The following is a 13,301-nucleotide window of genomic DNA, read 5'->3' as shown; positions in this document are numbered from 1 at the left end:
CACCGATAGCCCTGCTATTTACATCGAATCCTCCTCCAATGCCTGCTGACTATGCGAATACACCCGCGCCTTCACAACCCGGGCACGGGAATGACTCTTTGGGAACCGAGATTCGAGAGCCCTACGCGATCATCGGGTCAATCGCCGACCGCGGCACCAGCACCTGCAACGCCCCGTACGAGTCGGGCAATATCGCGCCCTGGTCGAAGAAGAACCGAACCCCGTCGTTGACCACCGCGAAATTCTGGTAGTTGGAGGGGTCGTAGAGCGTCGCCGGTGAGAACGGCAGCGGCGGCGGGGGAGGTGGTGGTGGCGTAGTAGTCGTGGACGTCGTCGACGTGGTGGTAGTCGGCTGCCCCGAGGTCGTGGTCGGCGTGGGCGTCACCACCGGCGGCGGTGCCAGCTGCTGCTGCAACTGCGCCTGCACAATCGGCGCGACGGTCTTCAGTGGATCATCCACCCGCCACAGCGGCGCATCGTCTTTGTCGTCCTTTGGAATTGTGTAGAGAATCGGCTTGCGATAGCTCTGATCCCAGTTGAACGCCTTGTACCCCGTCTGCGGCTGCCCGCTCCCGTTGCTTTGGTACACCTTGAACACCACGGTCTGCGTACCGCGCGGGGGCAGGTCGGAGTTGTATTCCGTCGGCTTGATGCTCAACTGGGCCGTCGTACTGCGGGCCCCGCCAGACTTGGCGGCGTTGACGAAGGCATCGCGCGTCTTGGCCACGTATTCGGCGATCGGCTTCTGGTCCGGGTAGTTCAGCGGAATGGTGACGTCGACGCTATATCCGGTATCGGAGAGGCGGATCTCACACGTCTTTCCGGTATTGCTGCCCTTCAGGTCGCCGCAGTAATCGTGCGGAGCGGCCCCCGCCACGCCAGCAGAACCGAAGAGGGCGGCAGTCGTGACCAGCACGGACACGCTTACCGAGCGCATGGATAAATAGGGCACGCCTGCACTCTAACTTCGCAAGGTGAACCAAATGCCCGGACCGGCGTGATCAAAGCCCTCTCGGCAGCCCCCTCACCTCGCTACGATCACACCGTCCTTGGATCGTGAACCCCTACTAGGGAGCAGCCATGACGAGATCGCCAGAGGCCGGTTTCAACGGCAAAATCGCCTTGGACATAAGGGATTCCGAGCCGGATTGGACGCCCTACGCGGCACCCACGGCCCCCGAGGGCGCGCCCAACATCCTGTACCTCGTGTGGGATGACACCGGCATCGCCACCTGGGACTGCTTCGGCGGATTGGTTGAGATGCCCGCCATGAGCCGTATCGCCGAACGCGGCGTGCGCCTCTCGCAGTTCCACACCACCGCGCTCTGCTCACCCACCCGAGCTTCGCTGCTCACCGGCCGCAACGCCACCACGGTCGGCATGGCCACCATCGAGGAATTCACCGACGGCTTCCCGAACAGCAATGGGCGCATCCCGTTCGACACCGCGCTGCTCTCCGAGGTGCTCGCCGAAAAGGGCTGGAACACTTACTGCGTGGGCAAGTGGCACCTGACCCCCTTGGAAGAAGCCAATCTGGCCGCCACCAAACGGCATTGGCCACTGAGTCGAGGCTTCGAACGGTTCTACGGATTCATGGGCGGCGAGACCGACCAGTGGTACCCGGACCTGGTTTACGACAACCACCCCGTCGAGCCGCCCGCCACCCCGGAAGAGGGCTACCACCTGTCCAAGGACATCGCCGACAAGACCATCGAGTTCATCCGCGACGCCAAGGTGATCGCGCCCGACAAACCCTGGTTCTCGTACGTGTGCCCGGGCGCGGGACACGCGCCGCACCACGTCTTCAAGGAATGGGCCAACAAGTACGCCGGCACGTTCGACATGGGTTACGAGTTGTACCGCGAGATCGTGCTGGAGAACCAGAAGAAGCTCGGTATCGTCCCGGCGGACACCGAATTATCGCCCGTCAACCCGTATCTGGACGCCAAGGGCCCCAACGGTGAACCCTGGCCGCTGCAGGACACTGTGCGCCCCTGGGACTCGCTGAACGACGAGGAGAAGCGCCTCTTCTCCCGGATGGCCGAGGTGTTCGCCGGATTCCTCAGCTACACCGACGATCAGATCGGCCGCATCCTGGACTACCTGGACGAGTCTGGCCAGCTCGACAACACCATCATCGTGGTGATCTCCGACAACGGCGCCAGCGGCGAGGGCGGACCCAACGGCTCAGTCAATGAGGTCAAGTTCTTCAACGGCTACATCGACACCGTCGAGGAGAGCCTGCGCTTCTACGACAACCTCGGTGCCCCAGAGACGTACAACCACTATCCCATCGGGTGGGCAATGGCCTTCAACACGCCCTACAAGCTTTACAAGCGCTACGCCTCCCACGAGGGTGGCATCGCCGACACCGCAATCATCAGTTGGCCCAAGGGAATCGCCGCACACGGCGAAGTCCGCGACACCTACGTCAACGTCTGCGATATCACCCCGACCATCTACGACCTGCTCGGCATCACCCCACCCGACGCCGTCAAGGGCGTCGCGCAAAAACCGCTCGACGGTCTGAGTTTCAAAGCGGCGCTGCAGGATCCGAACGCCGACACTGGCAAGGATACCCAGTTCTACACGATGCTCGGCACCCGCGGCATCTGGCACAACGGCTGGTTCGCCAACACCGTGCACGCGGCGACACCGTCCGGTTGGTCCCATTTCGACAAGGACCGCTGGGAGCTGTTCCACATCGAGTCCGACCGCAGCCAGTGCCGCGATCTGGCCGACGCACACCCCGAGAAACTCGAAGAGCTGAAACAACTCTGGTTCGACGAGGCCGCCAAGTACAACGGCCTGCCGCTGGCCGACCTCAACATCCTGGAGACGATGACGCGGTGGCGCCCCTACCTGGCGGGAGAGCGCACCTCGTTCACGTACTATCCGAACAGCGCCGAGGTGGGTCTCGGTGCGATGGTTGAGATTCGGGGACAATCCTTTTCGATCCTGGCCGAGGTCACCGTCGACACCGGAGCCGAGGGCGTGATCTTCAAACAGGGTGGCGCCCACGGCGGCCACGTGCTCTTCGTACAAGGCGGGAAGCTGCACTACGTCTACAACTTCATGGGGGAGAAGGAACAGAAGGTCTCCTCCGAGGATGCGGTCCCGTCGGGCGCCCATGTGCTCGGCGCCCGTTTCGCCAAGACCGGCACCGTAACGGGCAGCCACACCCCGGTCGGCGACGTGACGCTGTTCATCGACGAACACGCCGTCGGCACGATCGGCAGCGTCGAAATCCACCCGGGCACATTCGGTCTCGCCGGAGCCGGCCTGTCCGTCGGCCGCAACAGCGGCTCGGCGGTGTCCTCGGACTACCAGGCTCCCTATCCGTTCACCGGCGGAACCATTGCCCAAGTCGTGGTCGACATCTCCGGAGAGCCGTACGAAAACCTGGAGAAGAAGCTCGCGATCGCCTTCGCCAAAGACTAAGGACTGGGCGGGCCAACTCGGCCCTTGACCAATGCCGTGTTGGTCTGGCGGCACCCAAAGGCATTGCGCCCGCGTTACCTGTCGTTCGAATGGTCTACTATGCCTGAATTGGGGATTGACGGTGACCACAGTTGGCTAGCCGTCGATGGGTCGGGCAATGTCGGTTTGCGGTGTGTCGATAGTTGCTTTGGTAAGGGCGATAAGTGAATACCACATATCCGGGTCGGGCTGACGCGGACGGGGAACAGTGCGGCCGGGGTAGGCGCATCTATCAGGCCAACAACGAACTCCTGGAACAGGTTCGGCTGCATCGTCCGGTCTCGCTGGTCACGGCCATCGTGATCAGTACCATTGGCGCTTCGGCCATTCTTATGGCATCGGAGGGATTGTCGATCATTCCTGCGCTGTGTATCTGCATTGCCCTTCCGGCATTTGGATGGGGAATCCGCTATTCCCTGAAAAAACAGGTTAGCTACGCCGAGTCAATCGCATACGTCGCGTATTGCGATATCGCCATTCTTGTTGGCATTTGCGTGGTGACGACCTCCGGTGCCGCCTTTGTGAAGCTGGCCTGGTTATTAGCTGCCAACACCTATGTGTCGGTGCTGCACGGTCGGGTGGCGGTCGTGGTGCAAACGCTGGTGACCACACTCGGGACCGTACTGGCGGTGAGCGGAGCCGTCGTTCGCCACGATGTAAGTGCCACGGTGCTGACCTCGGTGGTATTCACCATGCTGCTGGCCAATGTGATTGCCGGGTGGCTCATCTACCTCGGCAAGGCGCAGTTCACCGAACACGCCGTCGGCAGAGACCATCTGTCCCGTCACGATGATCTGACGGGCCTGCTGAACAGGCGAGGCCTACAAGAGGCTTATGCGGCCAGGGTTGGCGTGCCCGGCATGCAGGTGGTTGTCGCGGTCGTCGACCTCAATTCGTTCAAATCGGTCAACGACACCTTCGGCCACCACGTGGGCGATGAGGTGCTGCAGCGGGCCGCGGACCGCCTCCGCGCGGTGGCCGGGCCGGATGCGTTGTTGGCCCGGCTCGGTGGCGACGAATTCGGCATCGTGGCGCTCACCGATTCGCCGCGCGATATCGACTATCGGACCGCGGTGAGCGAGGCACTGGGCGGAGAAGAACCGTTACCCGTCACCGCCAGCGTCGGGGTGGCCAGCACCGTACTGCCGGAATCGGACCGCACGGTGACGCATTCGCTGGCCTCCGTGGTCCCGTACCTGCTGGTGGAGGCCGACGGCGCGATGTATCACGCGAAAAAGGACACCGGGATCGAGCAGTGCCCACCTCGCTAAAAGTTGGTCATTCAGGCTCGCGCTTGTCTCTGGCGGTGGGAGGATTGGTCCACGCCAGGGCACCTCTGCTTGGCATTCGATTCACATGAAGGGCGCGGTCTCATGACCGAGATTCCGAGCAGCAACGAAGTGCCCGATAAACCTCCCGCCTCCTCGCCGCGCAGGCCGGCGTCAGACGACACGTGGGAGCCGTGGGGCACTAGCGAGAAGCAGAAATTCGGCCAAGCCGATGGCAGCAGAGACACCCAGCAGTTCTAGTACCGCAGACTCCGAATTCGTCTCACCCGCGGGCAAGGTTTATCAGTTGATGGTGGCCAGCCTGTTGGCCACCGAGTTCGATCGAAAGAAGACGCTCGAAGCCAGGGGCGCGATCCTGGTGACATCAAGCGTCTCCTTGTTGACCCTGGTGACGGGTGTGACGGTGCTGGTGATGGGGAAGGAATACGTCTTCCGGGACCACTGTTCCTTCATCATCCTGCTCGGTGCGCTATTGGCGTTCATTGCCTCGGCCACCTGCGTGATCTTTGTGCAGACATATGGATTCGGCTACACGGTCATGGACCGCGAGACGCTGAAAAGCCTTGAGAACAACAGCAACTGGTCCCGAACGGCAGACGATGCCGCCCGCAATTGGGTGCATTGGCAAGTCATCTCGATCGGCTCGTTGCGTGAAAGCAACGGCATCAAGGCGAATCTCGTCGTATGCGGCCTGGCGCTTCAGGTGCTGGCAATCGTCCTGCTGTCAGCGGCGGTAGGCCTCGAACTCTCGAGCAGGCTCTGAATTGCGCTCGTGCGCGCCTGATTACCAGACGCGCACGTAGTCGACGAGCATCTCCGCCGGGTACGAGCCACCCGCCGGGTCGCCGCCACCCGAGCCTGACACCGCCAGGTTCAGCATCGGCTGCAGCGTGTAGCCCGGATCGTTAAACGGCCAGTCATCAAGGGAATTCGCGTCGACCGTCAGGTACGGCTCCATGCCGTCGTGGTAGTCCATCCAGAAGTACAGCCCGGCGTCGGTCCAGGTGCAGCGCCAGGTGTGCCAGTTGCTGTCGATCGGCATCGGCAGCGTCTCGAAGGAGGTGCCGTCCAGCCGCGCGTGCACCGTAGTGCCCGACGGCCAGTCGCGGTTGCCGTACCACTCCGCCAAGTCGACTTCGCCGCCACGCTCGGGGTTGTCGTTCAGCAGCCACCACGCCGGCCAGCAGCCGTCGGTCAAGCAGTTGAACTTGATGCGTGCCTCGAAGGTGTGGCCGATGCCGCCGCGGAAGGTGCCGTGCAGCTTGCCGCTGAAGTACTTGTTGCCTTCCTTGGTCGCACGGATCACCAGGTTCGAGTTTCCGTCGAGGAAGATGTTGGTGCGGCTGTCGCGGTACTCGCCCATGTTCTCGGGGCGGTCCCAGAACACCGGATTCTTGATCTTCTCGCGGAATTTCGCGGCCACCCACTTGGAGCCGTCGGGGGCCGAGCCGGCGGGGCCGTCGAACTCGTCGCGGAAGATAAAACCAGTGGACTGGGCGTCGGGCGGTGCCGCCGGCGGATGCACCCGATCGGCCTGAGCCGTGGGGAGAGGCAAGGCAGCTGCGGCCATGCCGAAGCCCATGGTCAGTATCAATTTGCGGCGATCCATTTGAGGCACCCCGAAACGATAATGGTTGTTCCTGGCGCACGGGCGCAGCCCCGGCCATATTGGCTGCTAGTGGCGCGGCAGCATCCTGGCGAGCAGTTTGTCCCGCAACCCGATGGTGTGAAACAGCACGGCGCTGACATGGGCAACTATGCAGGCGAGCAACGCATACGCCACCCACGCGTGTGCCTCCCGCAGTAAGCCGTACCACTCGACGCTGGTGGGGGCGATCGACGGCAGACGCAGTCCGGCGATCTCCACCGGCACCCCCGAGGCCGACACCAGCGCCCACCCGATCACCGGTTGCGCCAGGAAAAGCGTGTACATCGCGAGCTCGGACCCGGCCGCGATAAACCGCTCCGGCCCCGCCAAAGACAGCGATGGGGGTTTGTGCCAAATACGGTTCCCGATGCGCAGCAGCGCCAACACCAGCACCAGCACGCCGATGGCCTTATGCCAGGCCAGCACCATCGGATAGTCGCCGAGCGACCCGACCAGCAGCGCCCCCAGCACCAACATCGAGATGATCGCGACCGCCATCAGCCAATGCAGCAGCTGCGCCGCCAACCCGAAACGTTCGTCAACAGTGGACACGGTGGTCTCAGTCATCAGATGTCCTGTCCGAACTGTTCCACCGGTGCGGGCGTCTCCCGCGCCCGACGCCGGAACGACTCCGCGTAGATCGGCGCCCGCGCCGCCAGAATCGGATCATCGGATAACTCAATTCCCTTGGGCAGCACTGTCGGATCGAAGTTGGTATCCCGGATGTGTTCCTGCTCTTGCGGTATCGCATGCCCGAGTACCAGTGTGCCGGCATCGATCTGCATGCGGTCCGACGGCCACGGCAGCGTGGGATCGTTCGTCGGATCCTGTCCGGGAACGCCGAGCTGCAGCAACAGCCGGTACCGCAGCTCGCCGCGACGTACCCGCTGGGCCAACGCCTCGAACATCCAATTGGGGCCGTTTTTCGCCGGGGCCCCCGCCACGTCCCCGTCGGGAACCACGCGCCACCGCACCGGAGTCCGCGCACCGTCTTTCGAGACGAAGATGAAGGCGTTGAGGCTGGAATAACTCGCCTCCGCGAACGACGACGCCTTGGGCGCGACCTCGATCAGCTTCTGCGCGGCGGCAGCCGGCGGGTTATCCCGCAAAAACGCCGCCGTAGCGTCCTTGCCTGAACTTCGCGCCGAGAGCAGCCCGAAGAACATCTCCGGTGTCGGGGCCATGAACACCGGGGCCGCCGCCATCGCCGTGCGCCACTGCTGCCCGCCGGGAAGCGAAAACTCAAGGGCCAGGGCCTGCCCGGAACCGGTATCGGGCTGATGCGGGTTTTGACCGCCCACCGAGAACCGTCCGACGACGGGATATACGCCCTTGGCGAAAACCGACGCCGACGACACCTGCGCGCCCGTGCCGTTACTCTCGAAACGCCCAGAAACGGCAAGGGCTTTGGCGTGATTGCGGCGATACCCGACGAACTTGCCGCCCGTCGACTCGAAAAGGTCGATGAACGAGCGTCCGGTCAACCGGGAGCCGACCCGGCCCTCCAAAGCCAAGAAACCACCCAGCCCCGTCACAGTGACGGCTCCGGCAGCGACCAGACCCACAAACATGCGGCGATCCAGCTTCTGTGCGACCACGAATTGAGCGTAATACCGGATTCTGAAGGTTGAATGAAGACAATGAAGAGATGATGAAGCGTCTTCTTCTTGTTGCCCTCGGTATTGGGTGTGCTCTCAGCCAGGTCGCGCCCGCCAGTGCCGACCCCGGTGTCCCGCCCGTGAGTGAGGCCGCCCGCGCCGCCGGACTGCTCGACGTGCGCACCGTGGTACCCGATGCGATCATCGACCTGCGCTACGCCACCACCAACAACTTCACCGGCGTGCAGCTGTATCCGGCCGACGCCCGGTGCCTGGTGCACGAGTCGATGGCGCCCGGGCTCAAGACCGCCGCCGACACGCTTCGTGCCAACGGCGAGCGGCTGGTCTTCTGGGACTGCTACCGCCCGCATGACGTGCAGGTCCGCATGTTCCAGGTGGTTCCCAACCCCAACTGGGTCGCCAAGCCCGGCCAGTACGCCCGCAGCCACGAGGCCGGGCGTTCGGTGGACGTGACCCTGGCCGATGCGCGCGGTCTGGTCGACATGGGCACCGGATTCGACGACTTCACGCCGCGCTCTCTGGCGTACGCCACCGACGGGGTGAGCCCCGAACAGCAAGCCAACCGTGCGCGGCTGCGTAGCGCCATGCAGGCCGGTGGACTGCAGGTGTACAACGGCGAGTGGTGGCACTTCGACGGCCCCGGCGCCGGGGTGGACCGGCCGATTCTGCAGGTTCCGGTCAACTAGACCGAAAACCCGTTGCGGCGCATGGTTGGCCGTACGTAGTGTGGCTGGCGTCCTCGTCCCCGACGAAAGGTACGACATGGATCTGTGAGGTCTGGCAATCCGCCGGCGCGCCATCGCGCGATTTCGGCGACCCCACCTCACAGGAAGGCTCTTCCATGTCTGCTGTCATCTCCTGCGGCGCACTCACCTACATCCACCCCGACGGTGCCGTCGCCCTTGATGGGCTCGACATGCTGGTGCCATCCGGGCGCTCCGGCTTGGTCGGAGTCAACGGCTCGGGCAAGTCCACCCTGCTGCGGCTCATCGCGGGGGAGCTGTCCCCGACGTCGGGGACAGTCCATGCCTCCGGTCAGATCGGTTATCTGCCACAGGATCTCACCATCCGTGCCGATGAGACGGTGCCCGACCTGCTCGGGCTCACACCGGTGCTGATGGCCATCGAGGCTATCGAGAACGGGTCCACCGACCAGCAACACTTCGACACCATTGGTGACGATTGGGACCTGGCAGAGCGGGTGACCGCCGAGTTGGAACGTCTCGGGCTGCCAAAGGCCGTGCTGGAGCGCACTCTTGGTGAACTCTCCGGCGGCGAGGTCATTCGGCTGGGCCTTGCCCGGCTGCTGCTGCGCCGCCCCGACATCCTGTTACTCGACGAGCCCACCAACAATCTGGACGGCGAATCCCGTGCGCATCTCTACGAGCTCGTCGAGACCTGGCCGCGCACCCTGCTGGTCGTCAGCCACGACCGGGAGCTCCTGGAGCGCGTCGAGCGCATCGGCGATCTGCGCGATGGTTCCGTCGCCTGGTACGGCGGCGGCTACAGTGCCTACGCCGAACAAGTGGCCGTCGAGCAGGAGGCTGTCGCACAGGCTATTTCGACGGCCAAGGCTGAGGTGCGCCGTGAGCGGCGCGACCTGGCGGAGGCCGAGCGGGTGATCGCCCAGCGCAAGCGTTACGGCGCCAAGATGCAGGCCAACAAGCGCGAACCCAAGATCGTGATGGGCCTGCGCAAACGGGCCGCGCAGGAGTCGGCGGCCGCGCTCAAACAAACCCAGACCGACAGGCTGGACATGGCCCGCGAACACGCCAACGAGGCGCAATCCAGGCTGCGCGTTGATCGCACCATCCGCATCGACCTGCCCGACACCGAGGTACACACCGGTCGCGTCGTGCTGACCACCGAGAACCTGGTGCTACGTCACGGTGCGGCCGCACAACTGGAGCTGCATGGCCCGCAGCGGGTGGGGCTCACCGGCCGCAACGGCTCGGGTAAGACCACGCTGCTGCATACGATCGCCGGGCGCATCGCCCCCGTCGAAGGCGTTGTGACCGTGCATGTTCCGATGGGGCTACTGCCGCAGCGGCTCGACGTGCTGGCTGATGATCTCAGCGTCGCCGACAATGTCGTGCGCCGGGCACCGCACGCCGATATCAACACCATCCGGGCACGGCTGGCGCGCTTCCTGTTCCGTGGCAACGCGGCCGATCGTCTGGTGGGCGCGCTGTCCGGTGGGGAGCGGTTCCGCGCGACACTGGCGGCGGTGCTGCTGAGCGACCCGGCGCCACAGCTGCTACTGCTCGACGAACCGACCAACAACCTGGACTTCGCGTCCTACGACGCACTGGTCTCGGCGCTCGCCGACTACCGGGGCGCGCTGATCGTGGCCAGTCACGACGCGACATTCCTCGAGGACATCGACGCCGCGCCGGTCAACTGGCGGGCGACGTCCGGGAACGGCTAGTCGTCCTGCCAGAAGTCGGGGCAGGAGATATCGACATAAACGGTGGTGAAGGTGTCCACCGGCTTGCCCGAACGGTTCGGGTTGTGGACGGCAAGCACCCTGCACATATCCAGCGGGGTATTGCTGTTGCCCATCACGTAGTTGATTTGGACGTCGTACCCTTCGTCCTCCAGATCAGAAATGGTTTGCGACGGTGACTCGCCGCCGACCGGCAGCATCGGTGCGGCCTGGGCCACCACCGGGAGGGAAAGGGACGCCGCAATAGCGGCCAGCCACAGCGGCATTAGTGCGATACGGACCACTGGCGACACCATGGCAGACCTCCAACGGACGGCGACGACGGCCGTCCTCCATCATGTTAGCTCGCTCGGCTGAGGCAAGATGGCTTGGAACACCGACACAAGGAGAGACCGATGACGTTCTCGTCCGAACACGACGATTTCCGCAGCACCATCCGCAGGTACATCGAGGAAAAGATCAACCCCCGCGTCGACGAGTGGGAACGCGAGCAGATGATGCCGCTGCACGACGTGGTCGCCGACATGGCCAAGCTCGGATTCGTCGGGCTGGAATATGACCCCGAGTACGGCGGCCAGGGGGCCGATCATCTCTTCACGCTGGTGCTTGCCGAAGAACTGGGCCGGGTGGACCACGGTTCGTTCCCGATGGCGTTCGGGGTTCATGTGGCGATGGCGACCCCGTCGCTGCACAAACACGGCAGCGATGAGCTCAAGCGCGAGTTCCTGGCCCCGGCGCTCACCGGCGAGCAGATCGCGGCGATCGCGGTGACCGAGCCCGATGCCGGCTCCGATGTGGCCGGTATCAAGACCCATGCCCGGCGCGACGGTGACGACTGGGTGATCAACGGCTCGAAGATGTTCATCACCAACTCCGTTCAGGCCGACTGGCTGTGTGTGCTGACCCGAACGTCCGGCGAGGGCGGTTATGCCGGGATGAGCCAGATCATCGTGCCGACCAAGACACCCGGATATGAGGTTCGCAAGCTCGACAAACTGGGCATGCACGCTTCCGATACCGGGCTGATCACGTTCGACGATGTGCGGGTGCCGGTGGCCAACACCATCGGCGAGATCGGCCGAGGGTTCCAGCAGCAGATGTCGCAGTTCGTCATGGAGCGCATGTTCGGCGCCTACGGCATTCCCGCCGGTGTGAACCGGGCGTTGCAGCGCACCAAGGAATACGCGTTGGCGCGCCAGGTGTTTGGCAAGCCGCTCACCAAGAATCAGCATCTGGCCTACCAATACGCCGGATTGGCGGCGCGGGCCGACATGCTGGAGACCTACAACCGCGACATCGCCGGCCGGTACATGGCGGGGGAGGACGTGACCCGCAAGGTCACCATCGCCAAGCTTTCGGCCGGGCCGCTGGTCCGCGAGGTCGCCGACTGGTGCCTGCAGGTCCATGGCGGCATGGGATACATGACCGAGACGTGGACCTCGCGATTCTTCCGGGATCAGCGCCTGCTCAGCATCGGCGGCGGCGCCGACGAGGTGATGATGCGGGTGCTATCCCAGATCGACGGATTCTCCTGAGCCCAACAGCTCTTTCTCCACCGACGCGACGTCGGTCACGGTCACCCCGATAAGCGTCAGGTCGTGCAGCCGTTCCGGCGTGACCTGCGAGGTCGCGTCCTCGACGATCACCGCGCGGTAGTCCCGCTCAGAGGCGTCGAACAGTGTGGCGCGCGGGCAATTCGGCAGATTGCAGCCCGCCACCACCACGGTCGAGATGCCCCGTTCGCGCAGATGCCGCTCCAGCTCGGTGCGGTAGAACGCGCTCCAGCGCGGCTTGAACGCAATGTGCTCGGCGGGACCGACTTCCTGGAATCCGCCCGCCAACAGCAGCTCTGGATCCAGCTGCGCGCCGGCGGGTAGGAGCTCGGCGGGAATCTGTGAACCATCACTGCCCGGCGCGGCGACCTCGCGTCCGGCGAGAATCTCTGCGCGACGGGGTAAATCGGTATCGGTGCCGCCCGGAACGTAGAGCCGCACCACATGCACGATCGGGCGCCCGGCCTTACGGAATGCCGAGACCAGACGACTGAGCGCCGGAATCCGGTCCGCGGTCCCCGGCACCGTCATGGCGCCGGAGACAAACTCGGTCTGCACATCGATGACTACCAGGGCTGAGCTGTCCCACTCGGGAGCGACGAAGCTAGTCACCCCACCACAGTAGGTGCCCAATCCGGTGAGCGGCCCAGATGGCGGAGGATGAGATCGACATCGCCCTGGCCATCGGTTCCGCTCAGCGCGCGTGCGAATACCGACCCCTGGGCGGTACGAAAGTCGCCGTCGGGCACGGCCAATGCGATCGGGACGGCCGCGGCAATCACGTCGTCGGAAAGCTCGAACGGCGCACCGATGCTGCGCGCCGCATCCCATCCGTGCACCACGTAGTCGATGAAGTGAAAGCCGATGGCCGTGGCACCGGGAAAGGAGGCCTCCGGACCCAGCTCACCCAGCGTGAACGTCGCCTCCAGCACCCCGTCGGCGCCGAACGCCTCGAGCACGTCCTCGACCGCACGGCGATAGGCGCCCGCGGGATCGGCGATCACCGCATCGGCGACGGTGTCGGGGTTCCAGACTGCTGGATCGGCGCCGGCTCCACGGGCGGCGGCCGCGAAACCGTGATGCTGGACGGTCATGTGTATCAGCAGGTCGGACAGCGTCCACCCCGCGCACGGGGTCGGGCGCTGCAAGTCGTCCCGGGTGACTGCCGCGACGATATCGGCGGACGCCAGGACGGCGGTTCTGTGCACATCTCGAAGATCAATAGGCGTGTTCATGCACACATCATATGTTCACGCATATGATGTG

The 13,301-nt window shown here is 64.3% G+C and carries 14 protein-coding genes; 7 read left to right on the top strand and 7 right to left on the bottom strand.

Annotated elements, in window-relative coordinates; genetic code table 11:
• Positions 1-121: 121 nt before the first annotated feature.
• A complete protein-coding gene (locus B4393_RS17310) occupies positions 122-952 on the bottom strand; it encodes an RsiV family protein (protein WP_109558496.1) in 831 nt (276 codons plus the stop codon).
• 128 nt (positions 953-1,080) lie between these two features.
• On the opposite strand from B4393_RS17310, the gene B4393_RS17305 reads away from it, so the two are divergent.
• From B4393_RS17305 to B4393_RS17295, 4 genes are all read left to right on the top strand, one after another.
• Positions 1,081-3,441, top strand: a complete 2,361-nt coding sequence (locus tag B4393_RS17305; protein WP_078335095.1) for an arylsulfatase — start codon at positions 1,081-1,083, stop codon at positions 3,439-3,441.
• 203 nt (positions 3,442-3,644) lie between these two features.
• The gene (locus B4393_RS17300) at positions 3,645-4,751 is read left to right on the top strand and encodes a GGDEF domain-containing protein (protein ID WP_078335094.1); all 1,107 of its coding nucleotides are present in this window, start codon (positions 3,645-3,647) and stop codon (positions 4,749-4,751) included.
• Positions 4,752-4,853: 102 nt separating this feature from the next.
• Positions 4,854-5,009, top strand: a complete 156-nt coding sequence (locus tag B4393_RS27530; RefSeq protein ID WP_157901285.1) for a hypothetical protein — start codon at positions 4,854-4,856, stop codon at positions 5,007-5,009.
• Between the two features lie 49 nt (positions 5,010-5,058).
• Positions 5,059-5,532, top strand: a complete 474-nt coding sequence (locus B4393_RS17295) for a hypothetical protein (RefSeq protein WP_078335093.1) — start codon at positions 5,059-5,061, stop codon at positions 5,530-5,532.
• Between the two features lie 21 nt (positions 5,533-5,553).
• On the opposite strand, the gene B4393_RS17290 is transcribed toward B4393_RS17295, so the two are convergent.
• The 3 genes from B4393_RS17290 to B4393_RS17280 form a co-directional block, all read right to left on the bottom strand.
• Entirely contained in the window at positions 5,554-6,378 is an 825-nt protein-coding gene (locus B4393_RS17290; protein WP_078335092.1) for a glycoside hydrolase family 16 protein, read from the bottom strand.
• Positions 6,379-6,444: 66 nt separating this feature from the next.
• Positions 6,445-6,984: a cytochrome b gene (locus tag B4393_RS17285; RefSeq protein ID WP_070935295.1), complete on the bottom strand. Its 540-nt coding sequence runs from the start codon at positions 6,982-6,984 to the stop codon at positions 6,445-6,447.
• Positions 6,984-8,015 (bottom strand): catalase family peroxidase, encoded by a 1,032-nt coding sequence (locus tag B4393_RS17280; protein ID WP_078335091.1) that lies wholly within the window; start codon positions 8,013-8,015, stop codon positions 6,984-6,986. The genes B4393_RS17285 and B4393_RS17280 overlap by 1 nt, the downstream gene beginning before the upstream one ends.
• Before the next feature lie 50 nt (positions 8,016-8,065).
• Between B4393_RS17280 and B4393_RS17275 the strand changes: the two genes are divergently transcribed.
• Positions 8,066-8,722, top strand: coding sequence for a M15 family metallopeptidase (locus B4393_RS17275; RefSeq protein ID WP_078335148.1), 657 nt, complete (start codon positions 8,066-8,068; stop codon positions 8,720-8,722).
• A gap of 155 nt (positions 8,723-8,877) precedes the next feature.
• The gene (locus B4393_RS17270) at positions 8,878-10,464 is read left to right on the top strand and encodes an ABC-F family ATP-binding cassette domain-containing protein (RefSeq protein WP_078335147.1); all 1,587 of its coding nucleotides are present in this window, start codon (positions 8,878-8,880) and stop codon (positions 10,462-10,464) included.
• Here the strand turns inward: B4393_RS17270 and B4393_RS17265 are convergent.
• Entirely contained in the window at positions 10,461-10,778 is a 318-nt protein-coding gene (locus B4393_RS17265) for a hypothetical protein (RefSeq protein WP_078335090.1), read from the bottom strand. The two genes, B4393_RS17270 and B4393_RS17265, sit on opposite strands and share 4 nt — an antisense overlap.
• 99 nt (positions 10,779-10,877) lie before the next feature.
• On the opposite strand from B4393_RS17265, the gene B4393_RS17260 reads away from it, so the two are divergent.
• The gene (locus B4393_RS17260) at positions 10,878-12,017 is read left to right on the top strand and encodes an acyl-CoA dehydrogenase family protein (RefSeq protein WP_070935289.1); all 1,140 of its coding nucleotides are present in this window, start codon (positions 10,878-10,880) and stop codon (positions 12,015-12,017) included.
• Here the strand turns inward: B4393_RS17260 and B4393_RS17255 are convergent.
• Positions 11,991-12,647, bottom strand: a complete 657-nt coding sequence (locus B4393_RS17255; protein ID WP_078335089.1) for a cysteine hydrolase family protein — start codon at positions 12,645-12,647, stop codon at positions 11,991-11,993. The genes B4393_RS17260 and B4393_RS17255 overlap by 27 nt on opposite strands.
• Complete coding sequence (locus B4393_RS17250; RefSeq protein WP_078335088.1) at positions 12,644-13,270, bottom strand: TIGR03086 family metal-binding protein; 627 nt, start codon at positions 13,268-13,270, stop codon at positions 12,644-12,646. Before B4393_RS17250 ends, B4393_RS17255 begins: the two co-directional genes overlap by 4 nt.
• Positions 13,271-13,301 lie beyond the last annotated feature (31 nt).

The sequence above is a fragment of the Mycobacteroides franklinii genome, assembly GCF_002013895.1.
Lineage (GTDB): Bacteria > Actinomycetota > Actinomycetes > Mycobacteriales > Mycobacteriaceae > Mycobacterium > Mycobacterium franklinii.
The sequence above is the reverse complement of the archived record's forward strand: the minus strand, read 5'-3'. Positions and strand labels throughout refer to the sequence as shown.

Bases quoted from the DNA above. Each gene is read 5' to 3' on its own strand.
- B4393_RS17285 (WP_070935295.1), bottom strand. From the start codon at position 6,984: ATGACTGAGACCACCGTGTCCACTGTTGACGAACGTTTCGGGTTGGCG.
- B4393_RS17295 (WP_078335093.1), top strand. From the start codon at position 5,059: ATGGTGGCCAGCCTGTTGGCCACCGAGTTCGATCGAAAGAAGACGCTC.
- B4393_RS17260 (WP_070935289.1), top strand. From the start codon at position 10,878: ATGACGTTCTCGTCCGAACACGACGATTTCCGCAGCACCATCCGCAGG.
- B4393_RS17250 (WP_078335088.1), bottom strand. From the start codon at position 13,270: ATGAACACGCCTATTGATCTTCGAGATGTGCACAGAACCGCCGTCCTG.
- B4393_RS17290 (WP_078335092.1), bottom strand. From the start codon at position 6,378: ATGGATCGCCGCAAATTGATACTGACCATGGGCTTCGGCATGGCCGCA.
- B4393_RS27530 (WP_157901285.1), top strand. From the start codon at position 4,854: ATGACCGAGATTCCGAGCAGCAACGAAGTGCCCGATAAACCTCCCGCC.
- B4393_RS17265 (WP_078335090.1), bottom strand. From the start codon at position 10,778: ATGGTGTCGCCAGTGGTCCGTATCGCACTAATGCCGCTGTGGCTGGCC.
- B4393_RS17270 (WP_078335147.1), top strand. From the start codon at position 8,878: ATGTCTGCTGTCATCTCCTGCGGCGCACTCACCTACATCCACCCCGAC.
- B4393_RS17275 (WP_078335148.1), top strand. From the start codon at position 8,066: ATGATGAAGCGTCTTCTTCTTGTTGCCCTCGGTATTGGGTGTGCTCTC.
- B4393_RS17305 (WP_078335095.1), top strand. From the start codon at position 1,081: ATGACGAGATCGCCAGAGGCCGGTTTCAACGGCAAAATCGCCTTGGAC.